This window comes from Streptomyces sp. NPDC048516, assembly GCF_043199875.1.
Lineage (GTDB): Bacteria > Actinomycetota > Actinomycetes > Streptomycetales > Streptomycetaceae > Streptomyces.
On the sequence record NZ_JBICWS010000014.1, the window covers coordinates 222,648 to 244,696 of the forward strand.

The 22,049-nt window shown below is 70.6% G+C and carries 20 protein-coding genes and 1 rRNA gene; 11 read left to right on the top strand and 10 right to left on the bottom strand.

Annotated features, from left to right (window positions below; all coding sequences use genetic code 11):
• The first annotated feature begins 51 nt into the window (after positions 1-51).
• Genes pstC through pstB form a run of 3 tightly spaced genes read left to right on the top strand, consistent with a single transcriptional unit; the run spans position 52 to position 2,937 of the window.
• Positions 52-1,050, top strand: coding sequence for a phosphate ABC transporter permease subunit PstC (gene pstC / locus ACGFR7_RS26585; RefSeq protein WP_393324060.1), 999 nt, complete (start codon positions 52-54; stop codon positions 1,048-1,050).
• A complete protein-coding gene (gene pstA, locus ACGFR7_RS26590; protein ID WP_393324063.1) occupies positions 1,047-2,126 on the top strand; it encodes a phosphate ABC transporter permease PstA in 1,080 nt (359 codons plus the stop codon). Before pstC ends, pstA begins: the two co-directional genes overlap by 4 nt.
• Before the next feature lie 34 nt (positions 2,127-2,160).
• Positions 2,161-2,937 (top strand): phosphate ABC transporter ATP-binding protein PstB, encoded by a 777-nt coding sequence (pstB, locus tag ACGFR7_RS26595; RefSeq protein ID WP_393324066.1) that lies wholly within the window; start codon positions 2,161-2,163, stop codon positions 2,935-2,937.
• A gap of 236 nt (positions 2,938-3,173) precedes the next feature.
• On the opposite strand, the gene ACGFR7_RS26600 is transcribed toward pstB, so the two are convergent.
• On the bottom strand, positions 3,174-4,172 hold the full coding sequence (locus ACGFR7_RS26600) for an inorganic phosphate transporter (protein ID WP_366421419.1): 999 nt from the start codon (positions 4,170-4,172) through the stop codon (positions 3,174-3,176).
• 9 nt (positions 4,173-4,181) lie between these two features.
• Positions 4,182-4,802 carry a DUF47 family protein gene (locus tag ACGFR7_RS26605; RefSeq protein ID WP_350252810.1) on the bottom strand — a complete coding sequence of 207 codons (621 nt, stop codon included), beginning with the start codon at positions 4,800-4,802 and terminating at the stop codon, positions 4,182-4,184.
• A 194-nt stretch (positions 4,803-4,996) separates the two neighbouring features.
• Between ACGFR7_RS26605 and ACGFR7_RS26610 the strand changes: the two genes are divergently transcribed.
• Positions 4,997-5,413, top strand: a complete 417-nt coding sequence (locus tag ACGFR7_RS26610; RefSeq protein WP_393324068.1) for a metal-sensitive transcriptional regulator — start codon at positions 4,997-4,999, stop codon at positions 5,411-5,413.
• A 17-nt stretch (positions 5,414-5,430) separates the two neighbouring features.
• Here the strand turns inward: ACGFR7_RS26610 and ACGFR7_RS26615 are convergent, their stop codons facing one another.
• On the bottom strand, positions 5,431-5,652 hold the full coding sequence (locus ACGFR7_RS26615; RefSeq protein WP_393324120.1) for a hypothetical protein: 222 nt from the start codon (positions 5,650-5,652) through the stop codon (positions 5,431-5,433).
• Positions 5,653-5,790: 138 nt separating this feature from the next.
• The gene (locus ACGFR7_RS26620) at positions 5,791-6,651 is read right to left on the bottom strand and encodes a hypothetical protein (RefSeq protein ID WP_393324071.1); all 861 of its coding nucleotides are present in this window, start codon (positions 6,649-6,651) and stop codon (positions 5,791-5,793) included.
• 622 nt (positions 6,652-7,273) lie between these two features.
• On the opposite strand from ACGFR7_RS26620, the gene ACGFR7_RS26625 reads away from it, so the two are divergent.
• Positions 7,274-8,893 (top strand): FAD-binding oxidoreductase, encoded by a 1,620-nt coding sequence (locus ACGFR7_RS26625; protein ID WP_393324074.1) that lies wholly within the window; start codon positions 7,274-7,276, stop codon positions 8,891-8,893.
• Positions 8,894-9,022: 129 nt separating this feature from the next.
• Here ACGFR7_RS26625 and ACGFR7_RS26630 read toward each other — a convergent pair whose 3' ends face one another.
• Both ACGFR7_RS26630 and ACGFR7_RS26635 read right to left on the bottom strand, forming a co-directional pair.
• Positions 9,023-9,742: a phosphatase PAP2 family protein gene (locus ACGFR7_RS26630; protein ID WP_393324077.1), complete on the bottom strand. Its 720-nt coding sequence runs from the start codon at positions 9,740-9,742 to the stop codon at positions 9,023-9,025.
• Between the two features lie 205 nt (positions 9,743-9,947).
• Positions 9,948-10,952: an NlpC/P60 family protein gene (locus ACGFR7_RS26635; RefSeq protein ID WP_393324080.1), complete on the bottom strand. Its 1,005-nt coding sequence runs from the start codon at positions 10,950-10,952 to the stop codon at positions 9,948-9,950.
• A gap of 497 nt (positions 10,953-11,449) precedes the next feature.
• Here ACGFR7_RS26635 and ACGFR7_RS26640 point away from each other — a divergent pair, with 497 nt between their 5' ends.
• From ACGFR7_RS26640 to ACGFR7_RS26665, 6 genes are all read left to right on the top strand, one after another.
• Complete coding sequence (locus tag ACGFR7_RS26640) at positions 11,450-11,758, top strand: hypothetical protein (RefSeq protein ID WP_006603970.1); 309 nt, start codon at positions 11,450-11,452, stop codon at positions 11,756-11,758.
• A gap of 493 nt (positions 11,759-12,251) precedes the next feature.
• Positions 12,252-13,106, top strand: a complete 855-nt coding sequence (locus tag ACGFR7_RS26645) for a hypothetical protein (RefSeq protein ID WP_393324082.1) — start codon at positions 12,252-12,254, stop codon at positions 13,104-13,106.
• Positions 13,096-14,418: a hypothetical protein gene (locus ACGFR7_RS26650; protein ID WP_393324084.1), complete on the top strand. Its 1,323-nt coding sequence runs from the start codon at positions 13,096-13,098 to the stop codon at positions 14,416-14,418. The genes ACGFR7_RS26645 and ACGFR7_RS26650 overlap by 11 nt, the downstream gene beginning before the upstream one ends.
• Entirely contained in the window at positions 14,415-15,977 is a 1,563-nt protein-coding gene (locus ACGFR7_RS26655) for an SCO6880 family protein (protein ID WP_393324087.1), read from the top strand. The genes ACGFR7_RS26650 and ACGFR7_RS26655 overlap by 4 nt, the downstream gene beginning before the upstream one ends.
• A 29-nt stretch (positions 15,978-16,006) precedes the next feature.
• The gene (locus ACGFR7_RS26660; RefSeq protein WP_088802245.1) at positions 16,007-17,449 is read left to right on the top strand and encodes an ATP-binding protein; all 1,443 of its coding nucleotides are present in this window, start codon (positions 16,007-16,009) and stop codon (positions 17,447-17,449) included.
• Positions 17,446-19,203 carry a TraM recognition domain-containing protein gene (locus tag ACGFR7_RS26665; protein ID WP_393324090.1) on the top strand — a complete coding sequence of 586 codons (1,758 nt, stop codon included), beginning with the start codon at positions 17,446-17,448 and terminating at the stop codon, positions 19,201-19,203. The genes ACGFR7_RS26660 and ACGFR7_RS26665 overlap by 4 nt, the downstream gene beginning before the upstream one ends.
• 252 nt (positions 19,204-19,455) lie before the next feature.
• Here ACGFR7_RS26665 and ACGFR7_RS26670 read toward each other — a convergent pair whose 3' ends face one another.
• From ACGFR7_RS26670 to rrf, 4 genes are all read right to left on the bottom strand, one after another.
• The gene (locus tag ACGFR7_RS26670; RefSeq protein ID WP_393324092.1) at positions 19,456-20,061 is read right to left on the bottom strand and encodes a TetR/AcrR family transcriptional regulator; all 606 of its coding nucleotides are present in this window, start codon (positions 20,059-20,061) and stop codon (positions 19,456-19,458) included.
• A gap of 56 nt (positions 20,062-20,117) precedes the next feature.
• Entirely contained in the window at positions 20,118-21,179 is a 1,062-nt protein-coding gene (locus ACGFR7_RS26675) for a saccharopine dehydrogenase (RefSeq protein ID WP_393324094.1), read from the bottom strand.
• A 118-nt stretch (positions 21,180-21,297) separates the two neighbouring features.
• Positions 21,298-21,828 (bottom strand): GNAT family N-acetyltransferase, encoded by a 531-nt coding sequence (locus ACGFR7_RS26680; protein ID WP_393324096.1) that lies wholly within the window; start codon positions 21,826-21,828, stop codon positions 21,298-21,300.
• Between the two features lie 108 nt (positions 21,829-21,936).
• Positions 21,937-22,049: ribosomal RNA gene (gene rrf / locus ACGFR7_RS26685) — 5S ribosomal RNA — on the bottom strand; the annotation flags it as partial.

Consider the following 22,049-nt stretch of genomic DNA (forward strand, 5'->3'; position numbering starts at 1 on the left):
GGTGCACCGCCGCGCCAGGAGCCCCGCCGGGCTCCGCAGACCGGAGAATCCATGAATTCAGCTACCTCGCCAACCGATATCCCGCCCCTGCCAGGGGACGACGGCCGCTCGGCCGTCTCCGGCAAGGCGGTCCGCCCCGGTGACCGGATCTTCCTCGGGCTCTCCCGGGGCTCCGGGATCGCCCTCCTGGTGATCATGGCCGCCATCGCGGGCTTCCTCACCTACCGCTCCGTGCTCGCCATCTCCGGCGACAAGGCCGACTTCTTCACCACCTGGGACTGGAACGCCACCGGGGCGGACCCGAAGTTCGGCATCGCGGTCCTCGCCTTCGGCACCGTCGTCAGCTCGGTGGTCGCGATGGTCATCGCGGTCCCGGTCGCGGTCGGCATCGCGCTGTTCATCTCGCACTACGCCCCGCGCAAGCTGTCCTCACCGCTCGGGTACGTCATCGACCTGCTCGCCGCGGTGCCCAGCATCATCTACGGCCTGTGGGGCGCACTCTTCCTCGTCCCGCAGCTGAGCGGCCTCTACACCTGGCTGGACGACTACCTCGGCTGGACCGGCATCTTCTCGTACGGCGGCGGGGCGGCCCGTTCGCTGTTCACCGTCGGCATCCTGCTCGCGATCATGGTCCTGCCGATCGTGACCAGCGTCAGCCGCGAGGTGTTCCTGCAGGTCCCGAAGATGCACGAGGAGGCCGCGCTGGCGCTCGGCGCCACCCGCTGGGAAGTCATCCGGATGTCGGTGCTCCCCTTCGGCCGCTCCGGCATCATCAGCGCCTCCATGCTGGGCCTGGGCCGCGCGCTCGGCGAGACGATGGCCGTCGCCACGGTCCTCTCGCCCAGTTTCCTCATCAGCACCAGCCTGCTGGACCCGGGCGGCGGCACCTTCGCCCAGAACATCGCCAGCAAGTTCAGCGAGGCCGACACCTTCGGCCAGGACGCCCTGATCGCGTCCGGCCTCGTCCTCTTCGTGATCACGCTGCTCGTCAACGGCGCGGCCCGCCTGATCATCGCCCGCCGCAAGGAGTACTCGGGAGCCGCCGCATGAGCATGACGACCGACCGCCCCGCGGTCTCCAACGGCGGCACCCCGCTGCCCGTCTCGCTCAAGCAGGCCCGGCTCCCCCGCTGGACCCCGCCGGCTCTCGCGCTGGCCGCGGCCGGTGCGGGCTGCGGCATCGGGCTGGGCGCCGGCCTGGACAGCACCGTCCAGTGGGGCCTGATCGCCGCCCTGCTCTTCGCCCTCGGCACCTTCGCGCTGGCCGCGGCCGTCGAGGGCACCCGGCAGGCCAAGGACCGGCTGGCCACCTGCCTGGTCTGGATGGCCTTCCTGATCGCCGTCGTACCGCTGGCCTCCCTCCTGTGGGAGACCGTCGCCCGCGGCACCAAGGTCCTCAACGGCTACTTCCTGTCCCACTCCATGGGCACCACCCCGGACGCGCTGCCCGGCGGCGGCATCAACCACGCGATCGTCGGCACCCTGGAGCAGGTCGGCCTGGCCACCCTGATCGCCGCGCCGATCGGTCTGCTCACCGCGATCTACCTCGTCGAATACGGCCGCGGCCGGCTCGCCCGCGCCGTCACCTTCTTCGTCGACGTCATGACCGGTATCCCCTCGATCGTGGCCGGCCTGTTCGTCCTCTCCGTGTGGATCCTGATCCTCGGCTTCGGCCCGTCCGGCTTCGCCGGCTCGATGGCGCTGGCGATCCTGATGATGCCGGTCGTGGTCCGCTCCACGGAGGAGATGCTCAAGCTCGTCCCGAACGAGCTGCGCGAGGCCTCGCTGGCCCTCGGCGTGCCCAAGTGGCGCACCATCCTCAAGGTCGTCCTGCCGACGTCGATCGGCGGCATCACCACCGGTGTGATGCTCTCCATCGCCCGTATCACCGGTGAGACGGCACCCGTGCTGCTCCTGGTGTGGGGCGCGAAGACGATCAACAACAACCCCTTCGAAGACGCCCAGCAGTCGCTGCCGCTCTACGTTTTCCAGCAGTGGCAGCAGGGCTCCGAGGCCTCGTACGACCGCGCATGGGCCGCGGCACTGGTCCTCATCGCCTTCGTCATGATCCTCAACCTGGTGGCCCGCGGCATCGCCCGCTGGAAGGCCCCCAAAACCGGCCGCTGACCCAGCCCGGCGACAGAAAGAAGCAGTGATTTCCATGGCCAAGCGAATCGACGTCAGCGGCCTCTCCGCGTACTACAGCAACCACAAGGCCATCGACGACATCTCGATGACCGTCGAGCCGCGCTCGGTGACGGCCTTCATCGGCCCGTCCGGCTGCGGCAAGTCGACCTTCCTGCGCACCCTGAACCGGATGCACGAGGTCACCCCAGGCGGCCGCGTCGAGGGCAAGGTGATGCTGGACGACGAGAACCTCTACGGCTCCGGGGTCGACCCGGTCGCCGTCCGCCGCACCGTCGGCATGGTCTTCCAGCGCCCCAACCCGTTCCCCACCATGTCGATCTTCGACAATGTCGCGGCCGGTCTGCGGCTGAACGGCTCGTACAAGAAGAGCGAGCTCAAGGACATCGTCGAGAAGTCCCTCAAGGGCGCCAACCTCTGGAACGAGGTCAAGGACCGCCTCAACAAGCCCGGCTCGGGCCTGTCCGGCGGCCAGCAGCAGCGGCTGTGCATCGCCCGCGCCATAGCCGTCGAGCCGCAGGTGCTGCTGATGGACGAGCCGTGCTCGGCGCTCGACCCGATCTCCACCCTCGCCATCGAGGACCTGATCGGCGAGCTCAAGGAGCGCTTCACGATCGTCATCGTCACGCACAACATGCAGCAGGCCGCGCGCGTCTCGGACCGTACGGCGTTCTTCAACCTCGCCGCCGTCGGGCAGCCCGGCAAGCTGGTCGAGATCGACGAGACCGAGCGGATCTTCTCCAACCCGTCGGTCCAGGCCACGGAGGACTACATCTCCGGCCGCTTCGGCTGAGCGGCGAGTGCGGCCCGGCCGCTCCGGCCGGGCCGCCCCCACCACGTCCTGCGGTGCTGCATGGCGGTGCCACCGCAAGGCGAAGGGCCCGCCCCTCTTCCCGGGGGCGGGCCCATTGTGTGTGCTCTGTTTCCGTGTCCTCCGCGGCGTATCCATCCGGCCGCTGGTCCGAGGCCGATGGCCCGGGCACGGGCACGGGCACGGGCCGCAACCTGCCGGCCGCGCACCGGCGTCCGTCAGCCGAAGGCCAGCCGGATCAGCCAGAACGCGAGCGCCGCGACCAGCGCCGCCGCCGGCATGGTGATGAACCAGCCCATCACGATGTTCTTGGCGACGCCCCAGCGCACCGCGCGCGGGCCCTTCGTCGAGCCGACACCCATGATCGCGGAGGTGATGACATGGGTCGTGGAGATCGGCGCCTGGAACATGAACGACGCGGTGTACATGACCGAGGCCGCGGTGGTCTCCGCGGCGAAGCCCTGCGGCGGGTCCAGCTCGATGATGCGGCGGCCCAGGGTGCGCATGATGCGCCAGCCACCCGCGTACGTACCCAGCGAGAGGGTGAGCGCACAGGCCAGCTTGACCCAGATCGGGATGGCGTCGTTCGCGTCCTCGACATCGGCGATGACCAGGGCCATCACCACGACGCCCATGGTCTTCTGGGCGTCCTGCAGGCCGTGTCCGAGCGCCATACCGGCGGCCGAGACGGTCTGCGCTATGCGGAAGCCGCGCTTGGCCTTGTGCGGGTTGGACTTACGGAACATCCAGAGGATGACGACCATCACGAGATAGCCGAGCACCAGGCCGATGACCGGCGAGATGAACATCGGCAGGACGACCTTCTCGACCACGCCGCCCCAGATGACCTTGGTGCCACCGGCGAGCGCCGCTCCGACCATGCCGCCGAACAGGGCGTGCGAGGACGAGGACGGCAGGCCGAAGTACCAGGTGACGAGGTTCCAGACCACCGCGCCGAGCAGCGCGGCAAAGAGAATGCCCATCCCCTGGTTGCCCTGGGGAGTGGCGATCAGCCCTTCGCTGACCGTCTTGGCGACCCCGCTGCCGAGAAACGCACCGGCGAGGTTCATCACGGCGGCCATCGCCAGCGCCGCGCGCGGGGTCAGTGCCCGCGTCGAGACCGAGGTCGCGATGGCGTTCGCGGAGTCGTGGAAGCCGTTGGTATAGGTGAATCCGAGCGCGACCGCAATGGTCACGACGAGCGCGAAGGTCTCCATGGGCGGCGCTCAGGACTCCTTGACCGCGATGGTCTCGACCGTGTTGGCGACATGCTCGAACGCGTCCGCCGCCTCTTCCAGGATGTCCACGATCTGCTTGAGCTTGAGGACCTCGATGGCGTCGTACTTGCCGTTGAAGAGGTGCGCAAGCAGCTTGCGGTGGATCTGGTCGGCCTGGTTCTCCAGGCGGTTGACCTCGATCCAGTACTCGGTGAGGTTGGTCATGGTCCGCAGATGCGGCATGGCCTCGGCGGTCAGCTCGGCCGCCCGTGCCAGCACCTCGATCTGCTGGTCGACGCCCTTGGGCAGCTCCTCGACCTTGTAGAGGACGACCAGGTCGACCGCCTCTTCCATGAAGTCCATGATGTCGTCGAGCGACGAGGCGAGGTTGTAGATGTCCTCGCGGTCGAACGGCGTGATGAACGAGGAGTTCAGCTGGTGGAAGATCGCGTGGGTCGCGTCATCACCCGCGTGCTCCGCCGCCCGCATACGCTCGGCGATCTCTGCACGAGCGGAGGAGTCCGCCCCGAGCAGTTCCATCAGGAGCTTGGAGCCCGTGACGATGTTGTCCGCGGAGGCGGCGAACATGTCGTAGAAGCTCGTCTCCCTGGGGGTCAGACGAAAGCGCACGTGAAATCCTCGGGGTGCATCGGATTCGGTCGAGTTGATGCTAGGCGCATCATCCAGCCACAGCTAACCGGCATTCCTTCAGTGTCGCCCATCGTGCAGCATGCTCTGCACGGGGTACCACAGGTGCCCGCAAAGTTCGGTACCATATACCCACCAGGGGTATATAGATCGCCTAGATACCACGGGAGACGGCCATGACGACCACGGACGCCGACAGCACCGGCAGCGCCGCAGCCGCCGCGGCCTGCCACCCCCGGCAGCCGGACACCGACCCCCGGGGCGCAGCTCAAACCGTGACCGATAACGCAGAGACTTCGGCGGCATCCGGCCCCCACGGCTACGCACAGCAGAAAGACGCACACATCAAGCGACTGCGCCGGATCGAGGGCCAGATCCGCGGACTGCAGCGGATGCTCGAAGAGGATGTCTACTGCATCGACATACTCACCCAGGTCTCGGCGAGCACGAAGGGCCTGCAGTCCTTCGGCCTCCAGCTCCTGGAGGAGCACCTGCGGCACTGCGTCGCCGACGCGGCCGTCAAGGGCCCCGAGGCCATCGACGCCAAGGTCCAGGAGGCCACCAAGGCCATCGAGCGGATGCTGCGCACCTGAGCCGGCCGCGGCCGGCATCAGCCGGGGGAGCACTCCGCCGGCCCGGTCCGACGGCGCGCCCGGTCCGTTCCGTCGCCGCCCTCCCCGTCGACCTCCAGCACCTCGTCGATGCGGTCCGGGCTGAGCCGGTCCTCGCTGGCGGCCGCGGCCGCGATCATCAACTCACCGGTCAGGTCGATCTCGACGAGGGCTACGTGGTCCTGGACCGTCGTAGGGCGGTGTCCGGCCACGTACAACACCTCCTCCTTCGAGCGCCTTCCCACGCCTTGGGTGGTTACCGTCAGCGTAAGGACGGGCGCACGCTCCGCGCATGGCACGGATGGACCATTTCCGCCATCCGGCAAGCGCCCCCGTCACGTGCCCTGCCGCACCCGGCCCTACGGCGCGGGTGAAGCGATCTTCCCTGCGTAGATGTCGCGTTCGTCCGGCAGGCGAACCGCGACCTTTGTCCCGAAATCCGAAAGTTCCGTGGTGGACGTCACCGAGGCACCCTTCGGAGCACCGTTGGCATAGCGGAACCACTGGCGCACCTTGCGCAACCGCCCCTCCTCGTCCAGATATGCCTCGAACGGCACCGCATCGGTGGTGAACCCCTGCTCCGCGGCGACCAGCGCGGGCCTCGTACGCGCTGAGGCCTCCCGGGCGGCCGCCTGGATGTCCGTCGTCCCGCGGTAGTGCCGCACCCGCACGCCGTCCAGCCGCTCCTCGCCCTGGTACGTCACCTCCCGCGCGCCGCGCAGCAGTTCCGCCGCGGCCAGCGGATCGGTCGCCCCGCCGGTGACCAGATTCCCGTCGCTCAAGGAGGCGGTGTACACCCGCACCCACTTGTCGGCGGGCACCCCGGCCCCGCGGTTCTTCATGAACAGCGCACCGGGCGCAAGGATCTCGGTGACCGGCTGATGCCCGCCGCCGGTCCGGCCCGCGGGATCGGGGAGGACGACCCGCAGCCGGCCGGTGCTCGTGGCGAAGTCGTAGCCGCCGGTGCCCCGGATGGCGACCCGGGTGCCGCCACTGACCGTCTCCATGGACGTACGGACCCTGGCGGAGCCGGCCCGCAGCAGGGCGGCGGCGCTGTTGCGGACCTCCGCGGCGGCAGCGGCCCGGCCGGACGGCTCCTGGTCGTCGGCCGCGGCCCCGTCCGGTGAACAGCCCGTCGTCAGCAGCCCGACCGCCAGCCCCGTCCCGCACGCCACGGCCACGACGACCGCGCCGCCGCCTCGCCACTCCTGCACCACCATCGCGTACGAGCCCCCTCGGCCGCTGTCTTCGGGAACGGCCTGGGCCGGCCGGTCCGCTCGGGAGGGTCACACGGTCCGCCACCGCCGCATCTGACGTTCCGTCGACCGCCCGGTTCAACGACCGTCAAGGGGGCTCGTCACGCAAGGGCACCTGGGACGCGTAGCGTGACGGGGTGCCCCACCGAGCCCCCCATGCGACCTCCACCACCGAGAGCGGTTCCTTCTGCTCGGCCCGCTGCACCTGTGGGTGGCGGGGTCCGGCCCGCCGGGCCCGTTCGCAGGCGCGTACGGACGCGGAGCGCCATCTGGCCGACGTGGCCGCCGGACCGGGTACGGGCAGCACCGCCCCCGGCGCCCTCTGGAATGAGGGAGTCCGTTCCGGGAACCCCCAACGCCCTTACCGCATCTGCCTAGTAAGGGGAGTACGCGCCCCGCACCGGTAACGGACGGCACGGACGACACCGGACAGTGCGGAGCATTACCGGGCACAGCGGAACCTGAGGGCAGCACGCCGATGCGGCCGCCCGGTGCGGCCTTCCCTGCACGCGCCCCGTGACCTGCGGCCGGGCCGGCGGCAGGCGGGGCAGGACCGTACCCACAACATCGAGGGGGACTCATCCCAGTGAAGCGGCGCACACTCCTGCAGGCGAGCGGCGGACTGGCGGCGGCCTCGGTCGCCTTGACCACCGGCTGCGACGACAAGACCGGCAAGGCGGGTGCGGCGTCCGCCGCCTCGGACACCGGCGCCGCGACCGGCACCGCTGCGGCACGGAGCAATGCGGCCTCCTCCGCGGGGGTCGCGGCCCACAGCCGGGCCTCCGGGACCGCCTGGACCGCACTGGGCAAGAGCCTGGACGGCAAGCTGGTGCGGGCCTCCGACGCCGCCTACGCGACCGCCCGCCGCCTGTACAACACCCGCTACGACACGCTGAAGCCGTCGGCCATCGCCTATGTCGAGCACCCCTCGGACATCGCCGAATGCCTCGCCTTCGCCCGGCGCTACGACACCCCGGTCGCCATCCGCAGCGGCGGCCACTCCTACGCCGGCTGGTCCAGCGGCAACGGCAAGCTCGTCATCGACGTCTCCGCGCTCTCCAAGGTCGGCGCGCCGTCCGGCGGCACCACCGCCATCGGCGCCGGCGCCAAGCTCATCGACGTCTACGAGGGCCTCGGGGCGCACGGCGTGACGATACCCGGGGGCTCCTGCCCCACCGTCGGCATATCCGGTCTCACCCTCGGCGGCGGCCACGGCGTGGCCTCCCGTGCGTACGGACTGACCTGCGACAGCCTCGTCGGCGCCACCCTCGTCACGGCCGACGGCAAGACCGTCGACTGCGACAAGAGCCGCCACTCCGACCTGTTCTGGGCGCTGCGCGGCGCCGGCAACGGCAACTTCGGCGTGGTGACCGAACTCCGCTTCCGCACGCATCCGGCGCCCCGCGCGGTGATGGCGTACCTCACCTGGCCGTGGTCCAAGGCGGCGAAGGTCGTGGCGTCCTGGCAGAAGTGGGGGCCGGTGCAGGCCGACGAGATCTGGTCCGCCTGCCATCTCGACGCCCGCCCCGGCAACACCCCGTCCGTCTCCGTCGCGGCCTTCTCCCTTGGCAGCTACGGCGACCTGAAGAACGCCCTCGACAAGCTCGCCGACCAGCCCGGTGGCCCCGGCCCCGCCAAGAGCGTCCACCTCACGCCGACCGGCTACCTGGACGCCATGGAGTCCTACGCGGGCTGCTCCTCCAAGTCCACCGCCCAGTGCCATATGCCGGGTTCGCTGCCCGGCCACACCGGCTCCGGGCAGCTGGGCCGCGAGACCTACGCCGCCCGCTCGCACTTCTTCGACCGCTCGCTGTCCACTGCCGGTATCCGCACGCTGATGGACCAGATCGAGGCGGGCGGCCGCAAGGGCGTCAGCGGGAATGTGGCGCTGACTGCGCTGGGCGGCGCGGTCAACCGCGTCGGGCGCACCGACACCGCCTTCGTCCACCGCGGCTCGCGGTTCCTGGCCCAGTACTTGACGTCCTGGCCGGCGAGCGGCTCGTCCGCGACCCGCACAGCGTGGCTGAATTCCTTCCATGACGCGATGCGCCGTTACTCCTCGGGCGCCGCCTATCAGAACTACACCGACCCCGGCCTGACCGACTGGAAGTCCGCCTACTACGGCGCCGCCGCCACCCGGCTCGCCCAGGTCAAGCGGACCTACGACCCGCAGCGGCTGTTCAGCACCTTCCCGCAGGCGCTCTGACACCACCCGGCACACCGGCGGACACACGGACGGCCCGGCCCCGCGAGGGGGTCCGGGCCGTCCGCATCCGCCAGGTCATCGCTCCCGGGGACCACCGGACCGGTGCGCCCCACCCGGTCCGGCGATCCCTCAGGCCGCCAGGTCCTTGTCCCGCTCCTTGTGTCCCCGCGGCATCGCCGATCCGGTGGCCACCACCCGGCCGCCCTCGGCGTCCGGCCCCGCGGAGTCGTCCGCACCCGGTGCCCGCACCAGCCAGGCCAGCTTCGACCGGCCGATCGCCGTCGTCAGCGGCACCAGCAGCGCCTGCGCGAGCGGCGCGAGCAGCAGCGCGACGGCGGTGCCCAGCGCGAAGCCGCCGATCACATCGGTCGGGTAGTGCACGCCCATGTAGACGCGGCAGAAGCCCTCCGCGAGCGCCAGCGCGATCCCGATCAGGCCGTACTTGCGGTGGGCGATGAACAGGCCGACGCCGACCGCCATGGTGAGCGTCGCGTGATCGCTCACGAACGAGAAGTCGCTCTTGCCGGGGATCAGCACTTCCAGCCCGGCGTGGTCCTTGAACGGCCGGGGCCGCTCGACGAAGTTCCGGATCGGAATGTTGGCCAGCAGCGCCAGGCCCGCGGCCAGCGGGGCCCACACCAGGCCCGCGACGGCGGACGGCGCGCCCGGCCGGCGGCGCGCGGACCACCAGGCGATCAGACACAGCACCCCGAGGCCGGCGATGATGCCGTACTCGCCGAGGTACTCCATGGCCTTGTTGGCCCAGTGGGGGGCGTCCTTCGCGAGACCGTTGATGCCGTCGAGCACGTCGACATCGGGGTTCGGCCCCTCGAGTGCGAGTCCAGCCATCTGCCGCGGCCCCTTATCTTTCGCGCGCGCGAGCGCCGTCGTGTGCTGCCTGCCCCCGTGGTCGTCGAGCGTGTGCTGCGTCGAGCTCTGCTACGTCCCCGTGCCAAGGAAACGCGATGTCCACCCCAGCCGTTCCACTCTCTACCGGATGATCACCAGGACGTTATCGAAGCTTGATTCATCACTGCAGTTCAGGGCCCTATGTTCACGCAGCGTTCGTACCGGGCAGTGCTTTTGCGCCATCGGACGTGACGCGGGTGGCACCGATGTAGTCCGGCGTATCGATCTTGTCGAACCGGATCACGGCCCCGGTGTACGGCGCATTGATCATGTACCCACCACCCACATAGAGCCCCACATGGTGGATCGACCGCGGATCCTTCAGGTTGTACGCGAAGAACACCAGGTCACCCGGCAGCAGCTCGTCCCGCTTCGGATGCGCCCCGGCGTTCCACTGGTCGTTCGCCACCCGGGGCAGTTCGATGCCCACGGAACGGTATGCCGCCTGGGTCAGCCCCGAACAGTCGAACCGCCCGCCCTGCGACGCCGTTCCCGTACCACCCCACAGATAGCGCGTGCCGAGCTTTTCCTGTGCGAAGTAGATCGCCCCCGCGGCCTGCTTCGACGGTGCCACCGGACCCGACGGCGCCTCGAAGCTCTTCGCGAGTGTCGTGATCGTCTTCACGTAGTTCCGGGTCTCGCGGTACGGCGGCACCCCGTTGAACTGGATCACGCGGTACGCCCCCGCGTTGTACGCCGCGAGCATGTTGTGCGTGGCGTTGCCCGGCGCGCTCTTCACATAGCCGGCCAGCTCGCAGTCGTACGAGGCCGCCGACGCAATGGCGTCCTGCGGGTCCCACACGTCCTTCTTGCCGTCGCCGTTCCCGTCGACGCCGTGCGTCTGCCACGTCCCCGGGATGAACTGCGCCATGCCCTGGGCGGCCGCCGGGCTCTGCGCCCTCGGGTTCCACCCGCTCTCCTGGTAGAGCTGCGCCGCCAGCAGCGCGGGGCTTATCGCCGGACAGAGCGTCCCCCACTTCTGCACCAGGGGCTGGTACTCGGCCGGCACCGCGCCCTTCGCCAGCCCGAGCGCCCGCCCGCCGGCCCCGGCCAGCCGGGCCGCCACCGTGTACGTACCGATCACAAGCAGCCCGAGCAAGCAGAGCACCAGCCCTGCCCCGAGCCCACCGGCCACCCAGAATTTCCGCACGCCCCCAACCCTCCCCCATTCAGCCCCGGTTCACTGCCTTTTTCCGGTCGCTCCGCGCGCGTTGCGCCGCCCCCCGTGCGACACGACAGCGCACGACACGGCGCAGGGGCGCTCCTGACCCGGGGTGAGATGCCCCTCGACGCGACGTCCGGGGCACCGCCGGATGAGCGACACTGCACACGAGCCCGGGACCGGACGGCATCCGCCGCACCCGGCCGCGCCACCACCCGAACGGCCCCGGCCGCAGCGGCGCGCCGGACCGGCCATGACCTCTTCCGATGATCATTGCTCAGGGTAGGGCCCCGTGATACACACAGTGAGACCGGCCGGCCCCATGGACGGCATGCGCCCACACGTCCACGTCACTCCCACGGGATCCGTCAAAGAAAGCCGCCAAGACGACAGCTGACGGCCTGTTCGTCAGCGAAGATAGAGAGCGACCCGCGCCGTGCCGGCACGGGCACACAACTACCCACCAAGGGGCGGTGAGTTCACACATGTTCATTGCGGCCGAAAAAGGCGACATCACCACCATCATCGGCGGAATCGCCCCGGACTGGGGACCGTTCGGGAGCCTGGGCAACGAGGCCCGCGTGATGATCGAGGTGGTCATGGCGGTGGCGATCCTGCTCTGCCTCGGCATCGCGATCTGGGGCGCCGCAAAACAGCGCATCGGCGCCACCGCGCTGCGCGACACCTTCAGCGCCGAGCAGGGCAAGGGCCTGATCGTGGCCGGCCTGACCGGCGTCTTCATCATCGGCTCCCTGGGGACGCTGTTCACCATCGTCTACGGCATGGCGGTCTAGCGCGGCCACACCCCCAGGGCCTGCCGGGGCCGGCCGAGTGGTGCACACCCCGCCCCGCACCCGTCCCCGGGCCGCTCCCCCTGCGCCCCCGCCCGCCACCTCTCCGCCGTCCCGTGCCCCCACTCGCTCCCACCGGCCCCACCTCCCTGCCGAGGCCCCATGCTGACGCCCTCTCACGCCCGGCCCGACGGCCCCGCCTCCCGCGCCCCGGCCACCCCCGCCACCAGCGGACCGATTGGGCGGGCCGCCGCGCGGGGACAGGTGGACCCGGAAGCAAGAAGGCGCAAGAAGGCGATGGCGACCGCGGAGCAGGCGATGAACACAAATGACCCAGAGTCCCCCATTCGCCGCTGCCGTACCGCATCTGAGGACCCGTCACGGTGAGATGTACTCGTATCGCTGCACCCGAGCTGGCGCCCGCGCGGCTACGGTCATATGAGGGCGGCACAACTACGGCACGCACGGCGACGGCGGCAGAGGGGGCACAGGCGCGATGAGTCTCAGTGACGACGGCGGCTACGGCGGCGACGGCCACCGCGGTCCCGAGACGGGCCAGACACGGACCAGACTTCCCGGCAGCGACGGTGACAGCTACGGCTCGGGACGACGGCCTCGCGCCGGCATGTCCAGCCGCAACCTCGTCACCATCGTCGGGGTGATCGTCCTGCTGCTCGCGGCCATCGCCTTCGCCAACCGCGGCGGAAGCGGCAACAGCGAAACCCCCACCGGCGACTCCGCCAAGGACACCGACCAGGCAGCCCAGCCCACCGCCCCCACCGGCACCAAGCCGGTCACCGGCAAGAACGGCGCGATCGCGTCGGGCTTCGCCAAGACGGAACAGGGGGCGCAGTCGGCGGCGGCCAATTATGCGGTGGCGTTGGTTTCCGCCAACATCCTGAAGCCCAACGAACGCCACTCGATCGTCAAGCAGGCCTTCGCCCCCGCCAAGGTCGAAGAGATGCAGGGCAAACTCGACGCCGCATACTCGACCGCCTTCCTCAAGAAGCTCGGTCTCGACGCGAACGGCAACGCAGCGCAGGGCATGACCTACATCTCACGCACGGTTCCGGTCGGCACCAAGCTCGTGAAACGCACGGGCGACACCGCGAACCTCGAAGTGTGGTGCACGGGCCTGTTCGGTACGGCCGGCGCAAAGTCGACCACTCCGGTGACAAGTGACTGGTTCACCATGCGGCTCCAGCTGACATGGGCAAGTGGCGACTGGAAGGTCGAGGGCTTCTCCCAGCAGGACGGCCCCGCTCCGGTCAACGGGGACAACAAGACGTCCGGTGCCGACCAGATCGCCAAGGCAGTCGAGCAGTACGGAGGGTTCACCTATGCGCGGTAACCGAAGGCGTGCCCTCACCGTCACCGCTGCGCTGGCGTCCGTACAGACCACTGTGATCCTGCTGGCCACACGCGCCCTGGCGGCACCCAATCCCAGCCCGTCTCCCAAGGACAACTGCGACCTGATCGTCGGCCCCGCCAAGAACTACTGCCAATCCGGCGACAAACCCGGCGCCGGCGCCCCCAAGTCCCCCGGCGGCCTCACCGACAACAACCCCCTCGACCCCCTCGACTCCCTCGCCAAGGGCTGTGCCAAAGCCGCCGCCTGGATCGTCACCAAGCTCTCCGACGCGGTGAAGGCCACCTCCCAGGTGGACTTCACCAACACCGCCTTCCTGCGGCAGTACGCGGTCGTCTTCGCCGCCTCCACCATCCTCACCCTCGTACTGTGGCTCCTGGCGGTCGCCAAGCGCGCGGTGCGCGGGGTGCGGCTCACGGAGGCGATCAGTGAGGCGGTCGGCTTCCTCTGGCTGACCGTGCTCGCCTCCGCGTTCACCCCGCTGATCCTCTACACGATCGTCTCGGCGACCGACGGGGTCACCGAGATCATCGCGAAAGGCACCGGGGCGCAGACCGACACCTTCTTCGGGGCGTTCTCGCAGGCGCTCACCAAGGGCACGGACATCGGCGGCGGCCCGATCATGCTGATCGTGGTGTCGCTGGTCTCCGTGCTCGCCGCCGGTGTGCTGTGGCTGGAGCTGGTGATCCGGGCCGCGCTGCTGTACGTCGGGGCGCTGCTGGGCACCGTCGTCTACGCCGGACTCGTCGACAAGAACATGTGGGGGCATGTGCGCCGCTGGGCGGGCATCATGATCGCGGTGATCATGGTGAAGCCGGTCATCGTGATCGTCCTCGGCATCGCCGGTGCGCTCTCCCACGACAAGGGCCCGAACGCCTTCTCCGCCGTCGTCTCCGGACTCGCGATCATCGTCCTCGCCATCTTCGCCAGTGCGGTGATCTACCGCTTCGTCCCCGGCTTCGGCGACGAGATGGTCTCGGCCCGTACGAACAAGGGCCGGGCCACCGATGGCAGCCAGGCCGCCGCGATGATCTCCTCGCCCGCCGCATTGGTGTCCCAGGGCATCAAGACCCACAGCTCCCGCCGGTCGGGCGGGGACGGCGGCGGGCAGCCGCAGGGCGCCCAGGGCGGCCAGTCCCGGCCTGCCGACGCGGTGGCCGGCGGTGTCGCCGCGCACAGCTCCCGCACCGGCGGCGGCCGCTCCTCGGCCCCCGCCACCCCCGCCCCCCGTACGAACCCCGGCCCGGGCAGCAGCTCCCGCACCGGCAAATCAGCAGGAGGTGAGGGGCGTTGAGCACGCAGTCCCACCCGATCGCGCCACGCCGCACGTACCTGATCGGCCGCGCCCGGCCCAACGCGATCGTCGGCAAGAACCGCGAGACCGGTGAGATCGCGCTGATCATCGCGGGGGCGTTCCTCGGCATGATGTGCGGGCTGCTGGTGCCCATGCTGCCGCTGCGGATCGTGTCCCTCACCGGCTTCCCGGTGCTGGCGCTCGCCCTCGTTTACGTGCCGTACAAGGGCCGGACGTTCTACAAGTGGTTCGAGATCCGGCGCAGCTTCCGCCGTACGGTCCGCCGCGGCGCCACCTACCGCTCCGGCGCCGCCGAGGCGGGCATCCGGCTGGACGGCCGGGAGATCGAGGTCGGCCCGCCGCCCGGCATCGGCCGGATCAACTGGCTCTCCGCACCCTTCGGCCCGGACGAGATCGCGGTGCTGCTGCACGCCGACCGCAAGACGGTGACGGCGGCCATCGAGATCGAGGGCCCGGGCGTCGGCCTGCGCGACAGCGAGGACCAGGAGGCGCTGGTCGACCGCTTCGGAACGCTGCTCAAGCATGTGGCCAACGGCGACGGCTTCGTGACCCGGCTGCAGATGCTGGCCCGGACGCTGCCGGCCGATCCGGACGCCCACGCCAAGGACGTCGCCCAGCGCGGCGACCGTTCCTCCCCGGACTGGCTGCAGGAGTCCTACGACCAGCTCCAGTCGATGGTCTCCACCTCCTCCGAGCAGCACCGCGCCTACCTCGTCGCCTGTATGCACTACACCCGCGAGCTGGCCGCCGAGGCGCACACCATGGCGCGCGCCGCCCACATGCACCGGGGCGGGCTGCTGCGCAAGAAGCTGGACCGCGACGCCGGCCTCGCCGTCGTCATGGCCCGTGAGCTGACCGATATCTGCGCCCGGCTCGCCGAGGCCGACATCCGTGTCCGCCAGCCCCTCGGGCAGGGCCGTCTCGCCTCCCTCGTGCACTCCATGTACGACCCGGACCACCCCATCGACCACATCCAGGCGATGAGCAAGCGCAACGCCTGGCCGGCCGAGCTGGACGCGATGGAGCCGACGTATCTGCAGGCCAAGACGCGGGAGTCGACCACCCGCGCGCCGTGGTGCCACGCCACCGCCTGGGTCAAGGAGTGGCCGCTGACCCCGGTGGGCGTCAACTTCCTCGCGCCCCTCCTCGTGCACACCCCGGACGTGATCCGCACGGTCGCGGTCTGCATGGACCTGGAGCCCACCGAGATCGCCATCGAGCGGATGCTCACGGAGAAGACGAACGACGACGCCGAGGCCAGCCGCGCCGCGAAGATGAACCGGGTGGTGGACCCGCGGGATGTCGCCCACCACGGCCGCGTCGACCAGCGGGGCGAGGACCTGGCCTCCGGCGCCGCCGGCGTCAACCTCGTCGGCTACCTCACGGTCTCCTCCCGCTCGCCCGAGGCGCTCGCCCGCGACAAGCGCACCATCCGCGCCTCGGCCGGCAAGTCCTACCTCAAGCTGGAGTGGTGCGACCGCGAGCACCACCGGGCGTTCGTCAACACCCTGCCGTTCGCGACCGGAATCCGCCGCTAAAGCCGCTGGGAGGCGCGTACGTCATGGCCATGCTCGATCCGCTCGGAGCGCTCACCGACGCGTTCACCAGCTTCCTGTTCGGGAAGGTGGAGACGACCCGGCTGCCCGTACGCACCTCCACCGGCCAGGCACAGGCGGTCTATCTGCCCACCGCGGCCCCCGGCCTCGGCGACTCCGGCGTGATCATCGGCCGTGAGGTCTACAGCGGCAAGGGATACATCTACGACCCCTTCCAGCTGTACGGCCAGCAGCTGCCGGCCCCGCACTGGCTGGTCCTCGGCGAGTCCGGCAACGGCAAATCCGCGCTGGAGAAGACCTACGTCCTGCGGCAGCTGAGGTTCCGTGACCGTCAGGTCGTGGTGCTCGACGCCCAGGGCGAGGACGGTGTCGGCGAGTGGAACCTCATCGCCCAGGAGCTGGGGATAACCCCCATCCGTCTGGACCCGACCGCCGCCCTCAACGGCGGCATCCGCCTCAACCCCCTCGACCCGTCGATCACCACCACCGGCCAGCTGGCCCTGCTGCGCACGATCATCGAGGTCGCGATGGGCCACGGCCTGGACGAACGCTCCGGCTTCGCCCTCAAGGTCGCGCACGCCTACGTGAACGACACCATCACCAACCGGCAGCCCGTCCTGACCGACATCGTCGAGCAGCTGCGGCACCCGGAGGCCGAGTCGGCCGAGGCAATGAATGTCGACATAGACGACGTCCGGGCCTGGGGCCTGGACGTGGCGCTGGTCCTCGACCGGCTCGTCGACGGTGACCTGCGCGGGATGTTCGACGGACCGACCTCGGCAGGCATCGACCTCGACGCACCGCTGATCGTCTTCGACCTCTCGCACATCGACCGCAACTCCATCGCGATGCCGATCCTGATGGCGATCGTCGGCGTCTGGCTGGAACACACCTGGATCCGCCCCGACCGCAAGAAGCGCATCTTCCTGGTGGAGGAGGCCTGGCACATCATCAACTCCCCCTTCGTCGCCCAGCTCTTCCAGCGGCTGCTGAAGTTCGGCCGGCGGCTCGGCCTGTCGTTCGTGGCCGTCGTCCACCACCTCAGCGATGTGGTCGACGGCGCCGCCGCCCGGGAGGCCGCGGCGATCCTCAAGATGGCCTCGACCCGCACCATTTACGCCCAGAAGGCCGACGAGGCACGGGCCACCGGGCGCGTGCTCGGCCTGCCACGCTGGGCCGTCGAGATCATCCCGACCCTCACCCCCGGCATCGCCGTCTGGGACGTCAACGGCAATGTCCAGGTCGTCAAACACCTCATCACCGAGGCCGAACGCCCCCTCGTCTACACCGACCGGGCGATGACCGAGGCCTCCGCGATGTCCGAGGCGTCCGCCATGCCGACGGATGAGGCGCGCGCCCTCCAGGCGGCCGCGGACGCCGAGGCCGAGGCGCGCGCCGAAGCCATGGCGATGGAGCGGCAGTGGAGAGACGAGTCGAGCGAGACGGTGGCGTGACGCGCGGATACGACGACGAACGAGGTGCCGGACGAGGTGCCGGACGAGGTGCCGACCGGGGCTACCACCGCGATGCCCCCCGTGGCCGGGGACGCGGCATCCCCGACTCCCTGCTGGTCGGACTGCTCGCCTTCCTGCTGGGCCTGACCCTGCTGGTGTGGACCGCGACCGGCCTGGCCGGCCTGTTCACCCACGGCGCCTGGCCCGACGGCGTCACCTACCCCGGTACGCCGATGGCGCTGCGTCATCTGGTCTCGGCGCCGCACGACATGGCCGCCGCCTGGCCCGACACCCCCAAGGGCCAGCTCTCCGGCTACGGCCTGTTCTGGGGCATCCTCATCGGCGAGCTGATGGTGCTGCTGGTCCTGACGATCTTCACGCTGGGGACCATCACCCGCTATCGCGCCGTACGGGCCGCACGGCGGGCGAAGGCCCGGGAGGTCCAGGAGGCCCGGTATGCCCGGGAGACGGCAGACGGCGCCGGCGAGGCGGGACGGAACCCGCGGCGGGCCGGTGAACCGCGGCAGGCCACGGGAACGCGGCAGGCCGGGGAGGCACCGGACCCCCGCAGCGCGAGCGCGGAGGTCCGCGAGACGGCCCGCACCACCACGCAGCCCCCGTCGCACAGCGAGCACGCGCCGACCGGTCCGAACGGTTCGACCGGCCCGTCCATCCCCGTCACACCGTCGTCCCCGCCTCCCCTCGACGCCCCGGCCACAGCCACCGGCCCCGTCCCCGAGCAACGCACCGCTCCCCCGCCCGCCCCGTCCCTCCCGGGCACCGATACGCCCGAACCGCGCACCGAGCCGGGCACCGAACCCGCACTCCCCCGGCTCCAGTTCGCCACCGACCGCGCCGTCGCCCTCGCGGCGTCCCTCACCACCGCGGCCGCCGCCCCGGGCCCCCTGATCGTCGCCACGACCGACCCCGCCCTCTGGTCCGAGACCAAGGACACCCGCGCCAAGCTCGGCCCGCTGCTGACCTACGACCCCACGCACCGCCTCGACACCCCGGCCCGGCTGCGCTGGTCACCGACCTCCGGCTGTACGGACCTCGCCACCGCCACCGCCCGCGCCACGGCCCTGCTGGCCCCCGTACGGCCCGCCGGGGCGCTGGACTCGGCCGTCGCGGACGCCGCCCAGACCCTGCTGCGCTGCTGGCTGCACGCCGCCGCGGTGGACGGCCGCCCGTTCCGCCAGCTGCACCGCTGGGCACACGCCGCCGGCGCCGCCCAGGAACCCGTACGCATCCTGCGCACCAGCGCCAAGGCCTCCGGAGGCCAGGCCGGCGAGCTGGAGTCGGTACTCACCGCCCACCCCGAACGCCGCGAAGCGGCCCAGCAGTTGGTGGGAAGGGCGCTGACCTCCCTCTCCTCCATCCATATCCGGGACGCCTGCAATCCACTTCGAACGGATTCGGCCATCCTCGAATCATTTATCGATGAGGGGGGAACGCTTTACGTGGTAGGCGACCCCATCGAGGATCCGCGTACCGACCCGGGTGCGATGCCCTTGCTCACCGCACTCCTCTCGCACGTGGTCGAGCACGGCCGCCGCATGGCCGAACGGTCATCTGACGGTCGGCTCGACCCACCACTCACCCTCGTCCTGGACGACATCGCGGCCCTCGCCCCGCTGCCCGCGCTCCCCGCCCTCCTCGAAACGGGCCGCAGCCGCGGACTGCTCACCCTGGCCACCATGCGCTCCCGCGAACAGGCCCGCGCCCGCTGGCCCCACCACTCCCTGCCGGCCTGACGCCCGCCCGGAGGCCTTACCCCCGGCCCGGCCCGACACCCCAGGCCTTGCGCCGGATCCGGCCAGCGCACGATCCGGCCAGTACACGCCGGTGCGGAAGCGCCCGGTGCCGCGAAAGTGCCCGGTAGCACGTCAACGCTGAGGGGGCGAAAGTGTCTGACGAGGCGGAAGTGCCCGCACCGCCCCCAGCCCTGCCCGGCCCCAGCCCTGCCCGGCTCCCTTCCCCTCCCGGACCTCAGCCCCGCCCAGACCTCACTCCCGCAGCAACTGCACCGCACACCGGATCAGTTGCTCATCCATCGCGGCCGACCGGCTGCCTGCGATACCCGACCGCAGCAAGGCCGCTCCTTCCACCAGCGCGACAAAGGTCTCCGCCCGGGCCCGGCAGGACTCACCCGGCCAGTCCGGCCGCCCCTGCCGGACGAACGCCTCCACATGTGCGACGTACTTCCGGTAGAACTCCCGGACCACCGCGGCGATGTCCTCGTCCCGCGCCGCCAGCGCCCAGACCTCGACATAGAGCCGCACCAGCTGCGGTTCCTCCTGCTCGGCGAGGAGCACCGCCACCACCTCGCCGGGCTCAGCCGGCCCCTCCGTGCTCTCCAGGGCCGACGGATCGTCGCGCACCGTCCGCAGCCCCGTCGTCTCGGCCAGCCGCTCCAGGGACCGGTCCAGCGCCCGCTCCAGCACCGCCTTGATCAAATCGGCCCGGGCCGGGAAGTAGTGCTGCAGATGCCCGACCCGCACCCCCGCCACCCCGGCAATGGCCCGCAACGAGGCATCCGCTCCCTTGGCCATCAGTACGGCCTCGGCCGCATCGAGAAGATGCGTACGCCGCACGCTCCCCTGCCGCGTCAACCCCGAAGCCTTCCCCTCACCCGGCCCCTGCCCCGCCATCCCTCTCCTCTCCTCTGTCACGACACCTCGACCTGCACGCCCGCCTTCTCCAGGGCGGGGATGACGTCCTGCGGCTCCGGCGTCATTTCGGGAAAGGCCACCCCACGAGGCGCCGGAGCGTCATCCTCTCCCATCACCCGGCGCAGCCCCAACAGCCCGCCCAGCGCCGTCAGATGGGCCTGCCCGGCCGGATCGGCGACCGTCGCCGTGCGCCGCTCACCACTCCGCCCGCGCACATCGATCCGCAACAGCGCGCTCCCGCCCTCACCCGGCGCATACAGCATCGAGCGCCGCACCTTCGCGAACCGGTCGCCGCGCCCCCACCGAAAGAACCCGGTCCGCTTGAGCGCCAGCAGCGCGGATGTCGAGGAGCTGGCGCTGAAGCCGATCCGGGTGACGGCCGTGTCCACGCCGAGCACCAGGGGCAGCGTGAACTGCTCCGGCGTATCGATCCGCGCCACCTTGGTCCGGTGCCCGCCCACCATGACGTGCCCCGCACCACTGAGCGGCATGATCATCCGTCGCCGCCCGCCCTCGGTCACCTCGTAATCGAGACCGAGCCGGTCCATGAACTCCACCGAGTCGGCGCCCGCCCGGTCCTTGAGGTCGTAGCGAATCGCGATCTCGACCGCCGAGGCCCCGCCGAGCTCCACCGCCAGCGCCGCGGAGACCAGCCCGCTCACCCCGCCCATCCAGCCGGACGACAGCAGCACCGGCGCCCGGGGCACCTCCACGGCCGCCACCGCGACGGCCCGCTGGAGCCGCGTCGTCCACCGCGTGAGGTCCACATACGGCACACCACCCCGGACCGCCGCCAACAACACCCGGTCCTCTGGGTCGTTCACCGTGCTGATCACGGCCCGCGCCTTCATCGAGAAGGGCTCCGGGTCGCTCAGGTCCCACCGTCGCACCCGGGCCCCGGCCTTCCCGGCGAGCGCCCGACCGCGCTCCGGGTTACGCCCGGCCAACACCAGCGGCCAGTAAGGCGCCGCAAGCCGGGCCAACTCTCCCCCCACGGTGCCGTATCCGCCCACCACAAGCACCGGGCCCGTCATCTCTAACTGGATGTCATCGTCCACGACGCCGAGATTAGGTCACGTGACCTAGAAACTCAATGACACTCGATGACACCCAAGCCCCCACGCCGCCACCGAAGCCGGCCCACCGCTCGCTACGGGGCAGCGCTACGGGACGGCCCTACGCCCTGCCCCTGGTCAGCGCCATCTCCCGCTCCAGGGCACCGGGATCCTTCGGATCGGCAAGAGTCCGCCCGGTCGCCACAAACCCCACCGCCCGATAGAACGCCTCGGCTCGCAGGTTCTCCTCGTGCACCCACAGCCGTACGCGCTCCACCACCGGCTCGCCGAGCCCCCACGACCACTCGATCGCCGCCTGGAACAACTCCCGCGCCAGCCCCGTCCCTCGGTGTTCGGGCCGCACATACGCCCCCACCACATGCGTCTGCGGCACCTCCTCATCCTCCTCGACCAGGACCGCCACCATGCCGCCCCACGTACCGTCCGCCGCTTCCCCGACGAACGTCAGCGCCGCACCGCCTTCGTCGGGGGACGACGCCCGCCGCTGCCAGAACGCATCCGGCCGGCCTGCCGCGGCCTCCAGAGTCTCGTGGAACGCCACCCGAGCCACCGGATCGGCCAACGCCGCCAGCCGCAGCTCCTTGAGCCTCTTCCACTCATCCGCCGTCACCGGCCTGATCACGTACCCCATGCGACCCAGCATCCCAGCGCGCGGTTCCGCCGGGCCAGATTTCCGTTTCCGGCCCCGGAACGCAGAAAAGCCCCGCACCATAAGGTGCGGGGCTTTCCCACAATGATTGTTCGGCGGCGTCCTACTCTCCCACAGGGTCCCCCCTGCAGTACCATCGGCGCTGAAAGGCTTAGCTTCCGGGTTCGGAATGTAACCGGGCGTTTCCCTAACGCAATGACCAC